The organism is Mesorhizobium oxytropidicola, assembly GCF_056174625.1.
In genome coordinates this window covers 3,510,036-3,523,653 of record NZ_CM149692.1, presented here as the reverse complement: position 1 = coordinate 3,523,653, position 13,618 = coordinate 3,510,036, and the positions used below count along the sequence as shown (strand labels likewise).

16 protein-coding genes and 2 pseudogenes are annotated in these 13,618 nt (G+C 62.7%); 8 read left to right on the top strand and 10 right to left on the bottom strand.

The genetic code is table 11. The features are described 5' to 3' along the window. The first annotated feature begins 162 nt into the window (after positions 1–162). Both tsaA and AC0V8S_RS17585 read left to right on the top strand, forming a co-directional pair. Complete coding sequence (gene tsaA / locus AC0V8S_RS17590; protein WP_475438524.1) at positions 163–687, top strand: tRNA (N6-threonylcarbamoyladenosine(37)-N6)-methyltransferase TrmO; 525 nt, start codon at positions 163–165, stop codon at positions 685–687. Further along, the gene (locus AC0V8S_RS17585) at positions 684–998 is read left to right on the top strand and encodes a DUF2293 domain-containing protein (protein ID WP_095202134.1); all 315 of its coding nucleotides are present in this window, start codon (positions 684–686) and stop codon (positions 996–998) included. The genes tsaA and AC0V8S_RS17585 overlap by 4 nt, the downstream gene beginning before the upstream one ends. A gap of 5 nt (positions 999–1,003) precedes the next feature. Here AC0V8S_RS17585 and AC0V8S_RS17580 read toward each other — a convergent pair whose 3' ends face one another. Further along, positions 1,004–1,513, bottom strand: coding sequence for a hypothetical protein (locus tag AC0V8S_RS17580; RefSeq protein ID WP_475438523.1), 510 nt, complete (start codon positions 1,511–1,513; stop codon positions 1,004–1,006). 154 nt (positions 1,514–1,667) lie between these two features. Between AC0V8S_RS17580 and AC0V8S_RS17575 the strand changes: the two genes are divergently transcribed. Together AC0V8S_RS17575 and AC0V8S_RS17570 are read left to right on the top strand one after the other, a co-directional pair. After that, positions 1,668–2,630, top strand: a complete 963-nt coding sequence (locus tag AC0V8S_RS17575; protein ID WP_475438522.1) for a D-amino acid aminotransferase — start codon at positions 1,668–1,670, stop codon at positions 2,628–2,630. Positions 2,631–2,761: 131 nt separating this feature from the next. Then, positions 2,762–3,601 carry an SDR family oxidoreductase gene (locus AC0V8S_RS17570; RefSeq protein WP_475438521.1) on the top strand — a complete coding sequence of 280 codons (840 nt, stop codon included), beginning with the start codon at positions 2,762–2,764 and terminating at the stop codon, positions 3,599–3,601. A 73-nt stretch (positions 3,602–3,674) separates the two neighbouring features. Here the strand turns inward: AC0V8S_RS17570 and AC0V8S_RS17565 are convergent, their stop codons facing one another. Together AC0V8S_RS17565 and AC0V8S_RS17560 are read right to left on the bottom strand one after the other, a co-directional pair. Further along, on the bottom strand, positions 3,675–4,286 hold the full coding sequence (locus tag AC0V8S_RS17565; protein ID WP_475438520.1) for an MOSC domain-containing protein: 612 nt from the start codon (positions 4,284–4,286) through the stop codon (positions 3,675–3,677). A 17-nt stretch (positions 4,287–4,303) separates the two neighbouring features. Then, a complete protein-coding gene (locus tag AC0V8S_RS17560; RefSeq protein ID WP_475438519.1) occupies positions 4,304–4,933 on the bottom strand; it encodes a TetR/AcrR family transcriptional regulator in 630 nt (209 codons plus the stop codon). Positions 4,934–5,057: 124 nt separating this feature from the next. Between AC0V8S_RS17560 and AC0V8S_RS17555 the strand changes: the two genes are divergently transcribed. From AC0V8S_RS17555 to AC0V8S_RS17545, 3 genes are all read left to right on the top strand, one after another. After that, positions 5,058–5,480, top strand: a complete 423-nt coding sequence (locus tag AC0V8S_RS17555) for a tautomerase family protein (protein ID WP_475438518.1) — start codon at positions 5,058–5,060, stop codon at positions 5,478–5,480. A 16-nt stretch (positions 5,481–5,496) separates the two neighbouring features. Beyond that, on the top strand, positions 5,497–5,895 hold the full coding sequence (locus tag AC0V8S_RS17550; protein WP_475438517.1) for a VOC family protein: 399 nt from the start codon (positions 5,497–5,499) through the stop codon (positions 5,893–5,895). Between the two features lie 153 nt (positions 5,896–6,048). Beyond that, positions 6,049–6,615 (top strand): methyltransferase family protein, encoded by a 567-nt coding sequence (locus AC0V8S_RS17545; protein WP_475438516.1) that lies wholly within the window; start codon positions 6,049–6,051, stop codon positions 6,613–6,615. A gap of 26 nt (positions 6,616–6,641) precedes the next feature. Here the strand turns inward: AC0V8S_RS17545 and AC0V8S_RS17540 are convergent, their stop codons facing one another. The 7 genes and pseudogenes from AC0V8S_RS17540 to ettA all read right to left on the bottom strand — a co-directional run bounded on the left by AC0V8S_RS17540 (position 6,642) and on the right by ettA (position 12,072). Then, complete coding sequence (locus tag AC0V8S_RS17540) at positions 6,642–7,058, bottom strand: GFA family protein (RefSeq protein WP_475438515.1); 417 nt, start codon at positions 7,056–7,058, stop codon at positions 6,642–6,644. A gap of 309 nt (positions 7,059–7,367) precedes the next feature. Then, positions 7,368–8,489, bottom strand: coding sequence for a beta-ketoacyl-ACP synthase III (locus AC0V8S_RS17535; protein ID WP_475438514.1), 1,122 nt, complete (start codon positions 8,487–8,489; stop codon positions 7,368–7,370). A 129-nt stretch (positions 8,490–8,618) separates the two neighbouring features. Continuing rightward, positions 8,619–8,954 carry a hypothetical protein gene (locus AC0V8S_RS17530; protein WP_475438513.1) on the bottom strand — a complete coding sequence of 112 codons (336 nt, stop codon included), beginning with the start codon at positions 8,952–8,954 and terminating at the stop codon, positions 8,619–8,621. A gap of 112 nt (positions 8,955–9,066) precedes the next feature. Then, positions 9,067–9,861 carry a trans-aconitate 2-methyltransferase gene (tam, locus tag AC0V8S_RS17525; RefSeq protein WP_183460881.1) on the bottom strand — a complete coding sequence of 265 codons (795 nt, stop codon included), beginning with the start codon at positions 9,859–9,861 and terminating at the stop codon, positions 9,067–9,069. After that, a complete protein-coding gene (locus AC0V8S_RS17520) occupies positions 9,858–10,124 on the bottom strand; it encodes a type II toxin-antitoxin system RelE family toxin (protein ID WP_183460883.1) in 267 nt (88 codons plus the stop codon). The genes tam and AC0V8S_RS17520 overlap by 4 nt, the downstream gene beginning before the upstream one ends. Next, the gene (locus AC0V8S_RS17515; protein ID WP_095202121.1) at positions 10,121–10,369 is read right to left on the bottom strand and encodes a DUF6290 family protein; all 249 of its coding nucleotides are present in this window, start codon (positions 10,367–10,369) and stop codon (positions 10,121–10,123) included. The genes AC0V8S_RS17520 and AC0V8S_RS17515 overlap by 4 nt, the downstream gene beginning before the upstream one ends. 52 nt (positions 10,370–10,421) lie before the next feature. Next, a pseudogene (ettA, locus tag AC0V8S_RS17510) lies at positions 10,422–12,072 on the bottom strand (energy-dependent translational throttle protein EttA). Positions 12,073–12,328: 256 nt separating this feature from the next. On the opposite strand from ettA, the pseudogene AC0V8S_RS17505 reads away from it, so the two are divergent. Next, positions 12,329–13,614: pseudogene (locus AC0V8S_RS17505) on the top strand (GGDEF domain-containing protein). Positions 13,615–13,618 lie beyond the last annotated feature (4 nt).

The window sequence follows — 13,618 nt, the reverse complement described above, 5'->3', positions numbered from 1 at the left end:
AAAAAGATATAAACATATGTTTATGTCGATTTTCAAAACCTTGCAAGCGCTATGTCGCTACCGGACAAGAAAATGCCGCATGCGTGATTTTTCGGTGCGTGCCGACCAAAAATGTGGTGCGGTTCTGGGACAATGACAGGCGCCAACACCGAGATGGGCAGAATGAGCGGGCCACGCGAAATGTTCGAGGCACGCGAGGGCGAACAGCGGCTGGACCAGGATCCGGCAACGATGCCGGCGGATGGCGGCGTCGTCTTCATCGGCCGCATCGCCTCGCCTTGGACGACAAGGGAGAGTTGCCCGAAGAACATGCGCGCGGCCCGCGACACCGGGCAGCCGGCGGTGCTGACCATCGACGCGCCCTATCGCAGCGGCCTGCGGGGACTGGAGCGCGCCAGCCACGTCATCATCCTGTCCTGGCTGCATCACGCGCCGCGCAATCTGATTGTGCAAAAACCCCGCCATGCAGCTGAAGCGAAAGGCGTATTCGGCCTGCGCTCCCCTGCCCGACCGAACCCGATCGGCCTGCATGTGGCAAGGCTCGTCGGGCTGGACATCGCCACGGGGCGCATCGATCTCGACGCCATCGACGTGCTCGACGGCACGCCGGTGATCGACGTCAAGCCTTACTTCGCCTCGACCGACGCCATACCGGAGGCGACCATCAATGGGCGCGAAGAACGATGACGGCACCGACCGGCCGCCGCCGCGCCATCGCCAAGGCGCTGACCGCACTTCTGCCGCTGGCGCCTTACGCCGACATGGAAAAGATCCGCACAGACGCCGGCGCGGTGCATATGAAGACCTTGCCGCCAGGCATCGCCGTGTGGTTGGCAACCATTGCCCACATCCGCCACATGCACACCGATTACGAAAAGCTGCTGGCCGAGGGCTATGACCGCGACTCCGCTCGCTTCTTCGTCATCGAGCAGACAAACATCGTGCTCACCCGCTGGCGCGCGACACGCCTGCTTGACGCCGACGATGAGGAGGAATGAGGCGGCTATTGCCGGGTCAAAACGGCGATCGCATTGTAAGGCTGGCCATCGGCCTGCCCGACCCAGGTCCAGGACAGGTTCCCCTTGAAGAAGCGGACGGTGATGTCGCCGCCGTCGATGCACTTGTCCTGGCCATAAGTGATGCTCTCGTGGAATTCCGCCGACGTCTCATCCCTCGACGTCTGCGACAGCAATCCGCCGCAGCCGAGTGAGGGATAGTCGATCGATCCGCCGTCATCCCTGATGGTCATCGCGATCGACCAGTCGGCACCGGCGTCACCGGCCGGGCTCTGGTGGCCGCTGCCGACCCAGGTGCCGGTCAGAGACGGCGCAGGGACGTTCACCGCGCAAGGGACGTTCTGGAAGATCGGCGTCAGTTCGCTGCCGGTCTTCTCGCAGCGATAGGTCTGGCCGTTTTGGCAGAGCTCTTCGCCTTCTTTGCTACACAGCGCGTTTGCTTCACCCGCGGCGGCGAAGATCATCATGGTTGCGATGACAGCCCCAAGCCTGCCCATATCCCCCTCCAGCTCAGTGTTCCACGACCATAAGGCAATTCTAATCCAGTGTATCGGCCAGATCGTCGTGGAGGACGAACAGCGCCTGATGGCTGGCTCTATGTCTTCTGTCCGGCGCCGATAGGCTGATGACCCTGCGCGCGAGGAGACCCCGATGGACCAGACGACGGCAACACAGGCTTCAAAGCCGCTGCCCACGGTCAGCGACCGCCACATCGACCCGCATGCGTATCCCGACGGCATAGCCTTCCTCGACGGCCAGTACCTGCCGATGTCGCAAGCCAAGGTGTCGGTGCTGGATTGGGGGTTCCTGCATTCCGACGCCACCTATGACACGGTGCATGTCTGGGAGGGCCGCTTCTTCCGCCTCGACCTGCATCTCGACCGCTTCTTCGGCGGGCTGGAGAAGCTACGCATGGCGATCCCTTTCGACCGGGATGGCGTGGCCGAGATCCTGCACAATTGCGTCGCCCTGTCGGGCCATCGCGCCGCCTATGTCGAAATGCTGTGCACGCGCGGCGCCTCGCCGACCTTCAGCCGTGATCCGCGCCAGGCGATCAACCGCTTCATGGCCTTCGCCGTGCCTTTCGGCTCGGTCGCCAATGCCGAGCAGCTGCAACGCGGCTTGCGCGTCGCCATCAGCGACAAGGTGCGCATCCCGCCGGCCTCGATCGATCCGGCGATCAAGAACTACCACTGGCTCGATCTGGTGCGCGGCCTCTACGACGCCTATGACCAAGGTGCCGAGACCGCGCTCCTCCTCGACTTCAACGGCAATGTCGCCGAAGGCCCGGGCTTCAACGTCTTTTGCGTCAAGGATGGCAAACTGTCGACGCCGGCCATCGGCGTGCTGCCCGGCATCACAAGGCGCACCGTCTTCGATCTCTGTAACGAGGAAGGTCTTGCCGCCACCGCGGCCGATGTCAGTGTCGCCGCGCTCAAGGCGGCCGACGAAGTCTTCATCACCTCGACCGCCGGTGGCATCATGCCGGTGACTGAGATCGATGGCGCGGCGATCGCTGATGGCAAGGTCGGTCCGCTAACCAGCCGGCTGATGGCGCTCTACTGGCAAAAGCACGACGACCCGGCGTGGTCGTCTCAGGTGAATTATCCCTGATCAAAGGGTGTCCGTTCAAAAAGATTCCGCCTCGCCTCTGGAAAATCACGGCATAGACCGTATATGCGTGAAAGCGGAGAAGCCTCCGCTTTCACCCAAAATCACGCCCGCAGGGGCAAGGATTCCACATCATGACAAACAAGGTTTGGTTCATCACCGGATCGTCGAAGGGTTTTGGCCGCGTCTGGGCCGAGGCCGCATTGGCGCGTGGCGACCGTGTTGCCGCGACCGCCCGTGACGCCGGCACGCTCGCCGATCTGGTCGAAAAATATGGCGACAACATCGCCGCGATCAAGCTCGACGTCACCGACAAGAAAGCCGTCGATGCCGCTGTCGCCGAGGCGAACAAGCGCTTTGGCCGGCTCGACGTCGTCATCAACAATGCCGGCTATGGCCATTTCGGCGCCATCGAGGAAGTCAGCGAGCAGGAAGCCCGCGACCAGATCGAAACCAATGTGTTCGGCGCTCTCTGGGTCACCCAGGCCGTGCTGCCGATCATGCGGGCGCAGCGCTCCGGCCACATCATCCAGATCTCGTCGATCGGCGGCGTCAATGCCTTCGCCTCGCTCGGCCTCTACCACGCCTCGAAATGGGCGCTGGAAGCCTTCAGTCAGTCGCTCAGCATCGAGGTTGGGGAATTCGGCATCCATGTCACGCTGGTTGAGCCGGGCGGCTTCTCCACCGACTGGTCCGGCGCCTCTGCCAAGGTCTCCAAGCCGATCGAGGCCTATGCGCCTGCCCGCGCCAAGATGGCCGAGCGCCGCGCCAACTCTGTCGCCGGCGATCCCGAGGCGACCGGTCCGGCGATGCTGGCCATCGTCGACGCCGCCGAGCCGCCGCTGCGCGTGTTCTTCGGCGACGGCGGCCTGCCGATGATCCGCCAGGAATACGCCAACCGCCTCGCCACCTGGGACAAGTGGGACCACGTTTCCGTCATGGCGCAAGGCGCGAGGAAGAACCGTAAGGGCTGAGGCCCAGCGCTTCTGCTACGCCGCTCAGTGGGCGGCGTAGCTCTTCGGCCACGAGGAGGGCCCGCGGCTACGCCTAGTAAATCCACTGTTCCGGCACCCGCGCCGAAATCTCTTCGCCGGCGCTGATCGTTCCGGGCTTCTCGACCCAGGCGACCACGCCACGCAACCGCTTCGCCATTTTTGGAAACAACAGTGCGCCGGCTTCGATGTCGGCCATTCCCGCATTTTCGGCGATCGATCGCCCGGCGAGGCGGCATGGTCCGTTCTGGGCGTCGACCTTGAGGGTCACGCCGTCCTTGAAGAACAGCAGCGTGCCCGCCGGCAGCATCGACAGATGCGGCACGCCCTCGATCACCAGATTGGCGCCGACCCATTCCGGCTTGATCTCGGGCAAACCCATCCGCTCGGCGACGATGGCCAGTTCATCCGCCGCCACGATCGACAGCTGCCGCTCGTTGCGCATTTCGGTGCCGCGCGGATACCAGGGCTCGCGCCCCCCCGAGCGGCGCGTCGATCCGGCGTGGAAATCGCCCAAAATGCCGTCGAAGCCGAGCCGCAACTCCTCTACCAGGCGCGTCTGGAAATGATCCGCCGGCGCGACATAGAGCGCTGCAGCGCGGGCGGAAAGTTTCTTGGCCGGGATGATGTCGGCCGGCTTCTCGGCCTCGGGGAAGAGATCCAGCATGGCGTTCCGTCCTTGAATCATGCTCCCCGTTTTTGCTCTTCGGCCGGCAAGGCCGCAAGAGCGGTTTGGGCCAAAATGCGCAGCTCTTCGACCGATGCGCCGTCCCGCGCCTGGATCGACATGCCGTTCATGACGCCGGCGATGTATTTGGCGAAGCTCTCGACGGAGAAGCCTTCCGGCAGGTCGCCCACCGCCCTGCCCTTGGCCAGCCGCTCGGCGATCGCCGCTTCACTCGCCTTGCGATAGGCCTTGAGCTCATCGGCAATGGCTTGCGCCTGCGGTGAGGCCGCCAGGGCACCGCTAACGAAAAGGCATCCGCCGGGCTTGCCGGGCCGGGAATAGGCCTCCGCCGCCCCCAGCAGCAACCGCCGGATCGCCTCGCGCGTCGGCACCGGCGCGCTCAGCGCGTCCAGCGCAAAGCCGATCTCCGTCTCGTGGTAGCGTGTCAGCGCCTTGCGGAACAAAGTCTCCTTGTCAGTGAAGGCGTTGTAGATCTGCGGCGGCGTCAGCCCCATCGCCTCGCGCAGCATGGCCAGCGACGTCGCCTCGTAGCCATGCTCCCAGAACAGATGCATCGCCGCATCCAGCGCCCGGTCGGGATCGAACGCGCGGGGACGACCACCCCTAGCCTTTTCCAAATTATCCATAGTGATCGATACGAAACCTGTTGACTTGCTCAGCGAGCATAACGTAACAATTGATACGAAACATAGCAAGCCGGAAGACGATCTTCCGGCAAGGCCGTGCAGCCCGAGGACAAGGAGAGACCGAATGCCCATCACCGTGACCGCGCCGGAAGGCGTACTGACAGTGGCCGGAGAGCGCGAGATCCTGCCGCGCCTCAGCGCCGCCCTCATCGAAGCCTCCGGCGCCACCGGCAATTCGTTCTTCACCGCGATTGTCGGCGGCACCGTCCACGTCCTGCCGCCCCACCACATCTATGCCGGCGGCGCCAACCGGCCCGTGGTCATGGTCGAGTTGAAATTGCCCAATATCGGACTTGCCTCAGTCGAGGCCCGCAAGGCCTTCATCGACGCCGCCTCCGGGATTGTCGCCGAGCTCTGCGTGCCCGAGCACAGGCCCGAAAACACCTGGATCAACATCGTCAACGCGCCTGACGGCGGCTGGGGCATCGGTGACAGGCAATTTACGGGAGACGCGCTCGTCGCTGCCGCCATGGCCGCCGCGCACTGATGATGGGGAAGATAGGATGCGGCTCTCCCCTTCGCTGTTCTTCACCACCAATTGCGAGCCGGCACTGGCTTTCTACGAACAATGCGGCCTTGGCCGGGGAACCATCCTGCTGCGCTGGGGCGATAATGGCATGCCGGTGCGAACCGAAGCCATGCGCGGAAAGGTCCTGCATGCACGCTTCGAAGGTCCAGGCGTTCTGTTCCATGCCTCCGACAATGACGATGCGGAGCCGATGAAAGGCTCCGCCACGATGCTGGAGTTCGATAACCTCGCCGCCATGCAGGACCTCTTCTCCCGCATGGCCGCCGGTGGCCGCATCACCGTGCCCCTGGCGCGGCAATATTGGGGGAGCAGTTTTGGCATGCTGGTCGACGCCTATGGCGTGCAGTGGATGTTCAGTTGTTCGAGTGAATGAGGATCACGATCTTCTTACCGGAAATGGAATTGGTGCCGCATTGCCGCCGCGTCGGATCGCTTTCATGGTGGTCTGATGCATGTCGCCCAAAAGTGACCTCGGTTTTGGGAAAACGACATGCATAAAAAGACCTGACACTGCGGAGGTTTTCTCATGCGACCGGCGACGGTAATCGGGCTGCTCTGGCTGATTTGGGTGGTCACCTGGCTTGCAGCCGCCATATGGGCTGATCCGGCTCACAAACGCGCCACCATCGGAGCGGAGGTTCGTTATCGTATCTTCTGGCTGGCAGGCACCGTCCTGCTGTTCGTCCCGGCGCACGGCTACGAAGGCAGGTTGAGATTGTGGACGCCAACCCTGGCCGAGGCCTGGGTTTGCATTGCCCTGATCGCCATCGGCCTCATCTTCTCGTGGTGGGCACGCATCCATCTGGGCAGGCTGTGGTCGGCCTCGGTGACCGCGAAGGCAGACCACCGCGTCGTCGATACCGGCCCCTACGGCCTCGTTCGGCATCCGATCTATACAGGATTGCTGCTGGCGCTTCTCGCCACCATGGCGGCGAAAGGCACGGTCTGGGGCATTGCAGGTGTCGCACTGCTCACCATCGGCATCATCATCAAGGCAAAGCTCGAGGAACGTTTCCTGCGCGGCGAACTTGGCCCCGCCTATGACGATTACGCGCGGCGGGTGCCGATGCTGGTTCCCTTCACGCCGGCCTGACACGGCAAGCTGCGCTGCGACGCCGTTCAGCCCGATTTGCTGGTCGCGCTGCCTTGCCGAAAATGGTCGACGCCACCGTCGATTTGAACCCAATCATGTTTCGACTGTTCGAAGACCGACCGGATGGGAGGCGGATATTTCGGGTCGGCCAGCGCGCCGACGGCAACGCCGATCATCGACGGCAGCCTGTCGGCCTTCCAATAGACCGTCGAGCCGCAGTTGGGACAAAAATAGCTATGGACCTTGCCGCCGCTTGCCGCATCGCGGGTGAATTCCTTCGGGGTTCCGGAGATGGCGACAGCCTCGGCCGGATAAAAGGCGCCGACGCCAAAGGGCGCGCCGGTTCTGCGCTGGCAGTCGAGACAATGGCAGGCGACAACCAGTTTTGAGGGTCCTGGAAGCGTCAGCGTGAGAGCGCCGCAACTGCATCGGGCATCAACCATTGGAAACTCTCCTTTCTGAAACGGGATCGCGTTGATTCAAGCCCGCCCCGACACAGGCTGTGTCGAGGGTCAGGTCAGGCTGAACGGGAGTGGAAGACGGGCGCTAAGCGGTCCAACTGGGGACGAAAGTCCGATTGGCCTTTCAGGCCAGAAGTTTCGAAATGCCCTGACGTGTGTTGAGATTCAGGTCAGGCCGAGCCGAAAACGATGGTTTTCGAGAACCGGAGCGGAGCGTACTCAAGTACGCGAGCACCGGAAGCGCAGAAAGCCTTCGTTTGCAGGCCGGCATCACCTGAATATCGGCGCACGTTAAAGCATTCTGATAAGCGCGCCGCCGATCGAATACCCCGCGCCAAAGGCGCAGATCAAGCCGAAATCGCCGGGCTTCATGTCGGCATGGTTTTCCGACAGTGCCACGATGGCGCCGGCACCCGCCGTGTTGCCCAGCCGCTCCAGCACCATCGGCGCACGGTCGTGATCGACATCGTGGCCGAAGGACAGTTTCAGGATCATCGCATTCATTCGCGCATTGGCCTGATGCAGCCAGAATCGCCGGACGGCCTGAGGGGTCAGCCCGTGCTCGGCCAGGAACTCGACGATGAATTTCTGGCCGGCGACGGTGACTTCCTTGAACACCTTGTTGCCGACCTGTTTGATCAGATTGCCTTCCAGATTGATCATGTAGGGATCATCCTGGGCGGTGCGGCTGTGGTAGCCGAGATTGGTGCGGATGTTGTTCGACATCTGCGTCCACAGGCGGGTGTCCAACACCTCGAAACGCCCCGGCCGTTTGTCGCCCTGGGCAAGTCCCTCCACCACCATCGACACCGAGGCGTCGCCGAAGATGAAATGCGTCTGCCGGTCGCGGAAATTGAGATGGCCGGTGATGATTTCCGGCGTCGTCACCAGGATGCGCTTATGCGCGCCCGAGCGCACCAGATTGACCGCCATATGCAGCGCGGCCGCCGCGGACGAACAGCCAAGCCCCATGTCGAAGCCGGCGCCCTTCGTACCCAAGGCCTCCTGCATTTCGATGGCGATCGCCGGATAGGGACGCTGGTGATGCGAGGCCGAGCAGATGATGAGGTCGATCTGGGACGATTCAATTCCGGCATGGTCGAGCGCCTTCCTGGCCGAGGCGATGCCGAATTCGGCTTCCAGCGACAGTGCATCGTCCGGCCGCGCCGGAATGCGCGGCGTCATCCGGGTCGGGTCGAGAATACCTTCGCGCTCGATGACATGACGGGATTTCACACCCGAGGCATGGACGATGAAGTCGCTGTCGGATTTCTGCAGCAGCGCCTCGCCGGTGCGCTGCCGGCGCGCGTTCTCCGTGTCGACCCAGCTGTTGAAGCTCTCGACCAGCTCTTCGTTCGTGATGACAGCTTCAGGAATTTCAGCGCCGATGCCGCTGATGATGACGCGATGCATGTTTCAGTCTGTCCCATCCGCGGGCGTTGCGGCTTCATGTGGGCGCCGAAACGCTTCGGCGCAACACTTTTCTCATCCGGCCGGTTTACGCCGGCTTAAACCAAAGGTTTTGCCGGCTTGAATCCGATCTTACCAGGCGCACAATTTGGTGTTCGTCTGCGGGTTGTTCCAGCAGGCGCCGTCGTCGCGGCTGCGCACAAACTGTCCCGGCAACGGCACGTTGCGGCGGCCGAGATTGACATAACCATAGGCAAAGCCCGGCCCGTCGATCTCCAGCACATAGGTCGGGTAGCCCGGCGCCGAGATGCGGAAGCTGCCGGCATCGTCGATCGCACGGTAGGTGCACGCGAAATAGCCGTCATCCGTGGTGAAGCAGCGCGCCCGCTTGGCCTCGGCCGAAACCGAGAATGCCAGAAGGGCTGCCGCGCACGCGCCGCCACCATAAAGCAATCTTTTCAAAGTCATCATCCACCCCCTGCCATCATGGCCATCATGGCCCCACGCGATGAGTTGGCCATGGCCGCGAAACCGGGTCAAGCAGCGGCAACCGGCCGCTGGCGAAGTGGGTAATTCTTTCCTAGCCGGCCCGCTTGGCGATAATGAAAATTCGCGGGAAACGCAGCAGCACCTTGCCATTCGCGGTCTTCGGATAGGCCTTGGCGATCTTGGCTGTGTAGTTGTCCAGGAACATCTTGCGCTCGTCGACATCGAGCGGATCGAGGAACGGCTTCAGCCCCGTCGACTTTACCCATTCGACGATCGCCTCGGCGTCGGCAAGCGGATGATTATAGGCCGTGTGCCAGATATCCAGCCGGTCGGAGAGTGGCGACAAGAGGTCGTAATAGAACGACACCGGCGGCAACGGTCCGCGCGCCGCGCCTGCCATCTTTGCGGCGAACGGCATTTCGGCGGCGGTCTCGCGCATCACCTGATGTGAAGGCTCAAGCAGATTGTCAGGCATCTGAACGGCCAGCGCGCCACCAGGGGCGAGAAAGCCCATCAGCCGCTGGAAGACTGCCGGATGCTCGGGCAGCCACTGGAACACCGCGTTGGCGAAGATCACATTGACCGGCTCGGCCGGCTGCCAAGTCGCCGCGTCCGCCAGGTCGAAGCTGACATTGGGCAGGCGCGCCCTCGCCTTCTCGATCATGTCGGGAGAGGTGTCGAACCCGCTCACCTGCGCATCCGGCCAGCGCTCGACCAAAAGCTCGGTCGAGTTGCCCGGCCCGCAGCCGATATCGACGACCCGGCGCGGAAAATCGACCGGCACTTGCGCGACGAGGTCACGCGCCGGCCGCGTGCGCTCGTCTTCGAATTTCAGATATTGGGCGGCGGACCAGTCGGGCTTTTGTGAAGCAGCGGTACTGTTCATCGATAGACCTCGCGACGGTTGCCCACTTCCACGACCAGGACGACAAGCCTGCTGTCATGGAACTGAGTGATGATCCTGTAGTCACCGACGCGAAAACGCCAAGTCTCTTCCTTGGTCGCGGTCAGGCGCTTAGCAAGCGCCCTCGGATTGGGATGCGTCGAAACTCTCTGATTTAAGAACTCCAGGATGCGTCGTTGATCTTTCGTCGAAAGCTGCTCGATGTCTCGCTCGGCGCGCCGGGTGAACTCGACGCGCCAAGTCATTCAGCGGCAGGCTTCTTGGCGCGCTCCTCGACTTCACGACGTTCAAGCTTGCGGATCATCTCCTTCAGCGGAATGCGAACACCGTCATCATCTTTCAGGCGTTCGTCCGCGATCTTGGCATCCTGCCAATCCTCGATGGCCTCGAGGATAGCATCCACTGCGACCTGATCGGCCGTTCGACCGCTGGCCTTGGCCATGTCGGCCAGAAGCTTCTCGGTCTTGGGCGGCAATTTGATTGTGATCATCGAAAGCTCCGTCAGCCCAATTTAGGTCAAACGACGATCCCTCGCAACGATCCTACCGCGTCAGCCTCTTGTAGGTCATGCGGTGCGGGTTGACGGCTTCGGGCCCGAGCCGGCGGATCTTGTCCTGCTCATAGTCCTCGAAATTGCCCTCGAACCATTCGACATGGCTGTCACCCTCGAAGGCGAGGATGTGGGTCGCCAGACGATCGAGGAACATGCGATCGTGCGAGATGATGACCGCGCAGCCGCCGAAATTTTCCAGCGCATCTTCGAGCGCGGCAAGCGTTTCCGTATCGAGATCGTTGGTCGGTTCGTCGAGCAGCAGCACATTGCCGCCGGTCTTCAGCATCTTGGCCAGGTGCACGCGGTTGCGCTGGCCGCCGGAGAGATTGCCGACCTTCTGCTGCTGGTCACCGCCGCGGAAGTTGAACGACGCGCAGTATGCACGCGTGTTGGCCTCGAACTTGCCGAGCTTGACCACTTCGGCGCCGCCCGAGATTTCTTCCCACACGGTCTTCGAAGGATCGAGCGCATCGCGGCTCTGGTCGACATAGCCGAGCTTGACCGTCTCGCCGACGCGGACGGTGCCGGCATCGGGCTTTTCCTGGCCGGTGATCATGCGGAACAGCGTCGTCTTGCCGGCGCCGTTCGGGCCGATGACACCGACGATGCCGCCCGGCGGCAGTTTGAATTCCAGGCCCTCGATCAGCAGCGTGTCGCCAAACCCCTTCGACAGGCCGTCGACCTCGATCACCACATTACCGAGCCGCTCGCCATGCGGAATGACGATCTGCGTGTCGGTCGGGCGGCGCTTGTCGGCTGCGTCCAGCAGGTCCTGGAAGGCCTGGATACGCGCCTTGGACTTGGTCTGCCGCGCCTTCGGGCTCGACTGGATCCACTCGCGCTCGCGGCCGATGGCGCGCTGTCGGGCGTCGTCCTCGCGGCCTTCCTGCTTGAGGCGCTTGGCCTTGGCTTCGAGATATTTGGTGTAGTTACCCTCATAGGGAATGCCGCGGCCACGATCGAGTTCGAGGATCCAGCCGGTGACGTTGTCGAGGAAGTAGCGATCGTGGGTGATGATCATCACGGCGCCGGGATAGGCGCGCAGATGCTTTTCCAGCCACGCCGTGGTTTTCGGCGTCGAGATGGTTGGTCGGTTCGTCGAGCAGCAGAAGGTCGGGCTGGCGCAGCAGAAGCTGGCAGAGCGCGACGCGGCGACGCTCACCGCCCGAAAGCTTGGTGACGTCGGCATCCTTGGGCGGGCAGCCCAGCGCTTCCATCGCCATTTCGACCTGCTGTTCGAGATCCCACAGGTTCAGCCGGTCCATCTCGTCCTGGAGCTTGGCCGACTCGTCGGCCGTCTCGTCGGAATAGTTCATCATCAATTCGTTGTAGCGTTCGATGATGGCGGTCTTGGCGGCGACGCCTTCCATGATGTTCTCGAACACCGTCTTGCTCGCGTCGAGCGCCGGCTCCTGCGCCAGGTAGCCGACGGTGGCGCCTTCGGCGAGCCACGCCTCGCCGCTCCACTCCTTGTCGATGCCGGCCATGATCTTGAGGATCGTCGACTTGCCGGCGCCGTTGGGGCCGAGAATGCCGATCTTGGCATCGGGATAGAAGGACAGATGAACGTTCTCGAGCACCTTCTTGGTGCCATAGGCCTTGTTGAGGCCGGCCATGTGATAGATGAACTGGCGTGCCACGCGCGCTTTCCCTGAAAACTTGACTGGATTGTCGAATTGAATGGAGGTTGGCCGCTATGTAGGCGATGCGGCGACGAACGGCAATCGCTTTTGCCAGATCAAGCCGAACACACGGACAAGTGTGCGCTGACCGGCGAAGTTTTCCACCGGTCTCAAGGCGCGTTGAAATCCCTGGTTAACCCTTCCGCGTCACAACAGGATCGGGGTGGAATCGCTGGCTGGCCGCGATTCCGGTAGAGAAAGCGGATCGACGGCATTGCTGAACAGTTTCCTGCTCATTGCCGAAGCGGTCGTCTACTTCAGCGTCATGGTGACGCTTTTCCGCTTTCGCAAGCGCATTGGCCTCGGCGTCTTCGTCTGCGCGCTCGGCGTCATGCATTTCCTGGAGACCTATCTCGCCAGCGTCTTTTATGTCGCCTTGCCGTTCGGCATGGTCTCGCCGGGCTCGGCGGTGCTGTTTTCGGCAAGCTGGTGATGCTCCTCCTGCTCTACATCAAGGAGGACGCCGCCACCGTGCGCCAGCCGATCTACGGCCTGCTGCTCGGCAATGCGCTGATGATCGGGCTGGTGCTGCTCTTGCGCCTGCACGTCATCGCTCCCCTCCCCGACGGCAAGCTTCCCGATATCGGCTTCATCGACGAGATGGGCTGGCTGATGGTGTGGGGCACGACGCTGCTCGTCATCGACGCCATCCTGATCATCCTGCTCTATGAGAAACTTGGGCGCCATCTACGCAAGGCTCAGTTCGCGCGCATCCTGACCTCGGTTGCCTGCGTGCTGACCTTCGACCAGGCCGGCTTCTTCACTGCTCTGCATTTCGTCGCCGGCGCGCCGATCGCGGTGTTCTTCGGCGGCTGGTTCGCCAAGATGGCGGCAGCGCTGACCTTCAGCGCCATGCTCGTGGCTTACCTGAAATGGTTCGAGGCCCGCGACATTGCGCTGCCGCGCGGGCTGACCGATATTTTCGAAACCCTGACCTATCGCGAGCGCTATGAAGCGCTGGTCGAACATGTCGGCCGCGACGGCCTGACCGGCTTGCTGCATCGCGGGCGCTTCGACGCCGACGGTGAAGCCGCCGTCGAGGTCAGCCTGCGCACGGCAAGACCCCTCAGCCTGCTGATCGTCGATGTCGATCATTTCAAGTCGATCAACGACCGTTTCGGCCATGCCGAAGGCGACAAGGTACTGAAAGCGGTCGCAAGCCTGCTTCGCGAAGTGGCGAGCGCCGAAGACCATGTGTTCCGGATCGGCGGCGAGGAATTCGCCATCCTCAGTTCGCGCCCGCATCCGGTCGCCAGGCTGTTTGGTGAAAGCATCCGCCACGCTGTCAAGGCATCGGCCGCCACCAGCCGCTTCGAACTGACCGTCAGCGCCGGCGTTTCAACTGTCGGCGAAACGACACGCTGCCTTGCCGACCTGTTCGCGCTCGCCGACCAGCGCCTCTACAAGGCGAAGTCGACCGGACGCGACCGAGTCATCGGTGAGCCGGTCGGCCACGAGCCGGACACCGCCCTTGCCTGGACGAAGTCGGCGCAGTTCTAGTTCT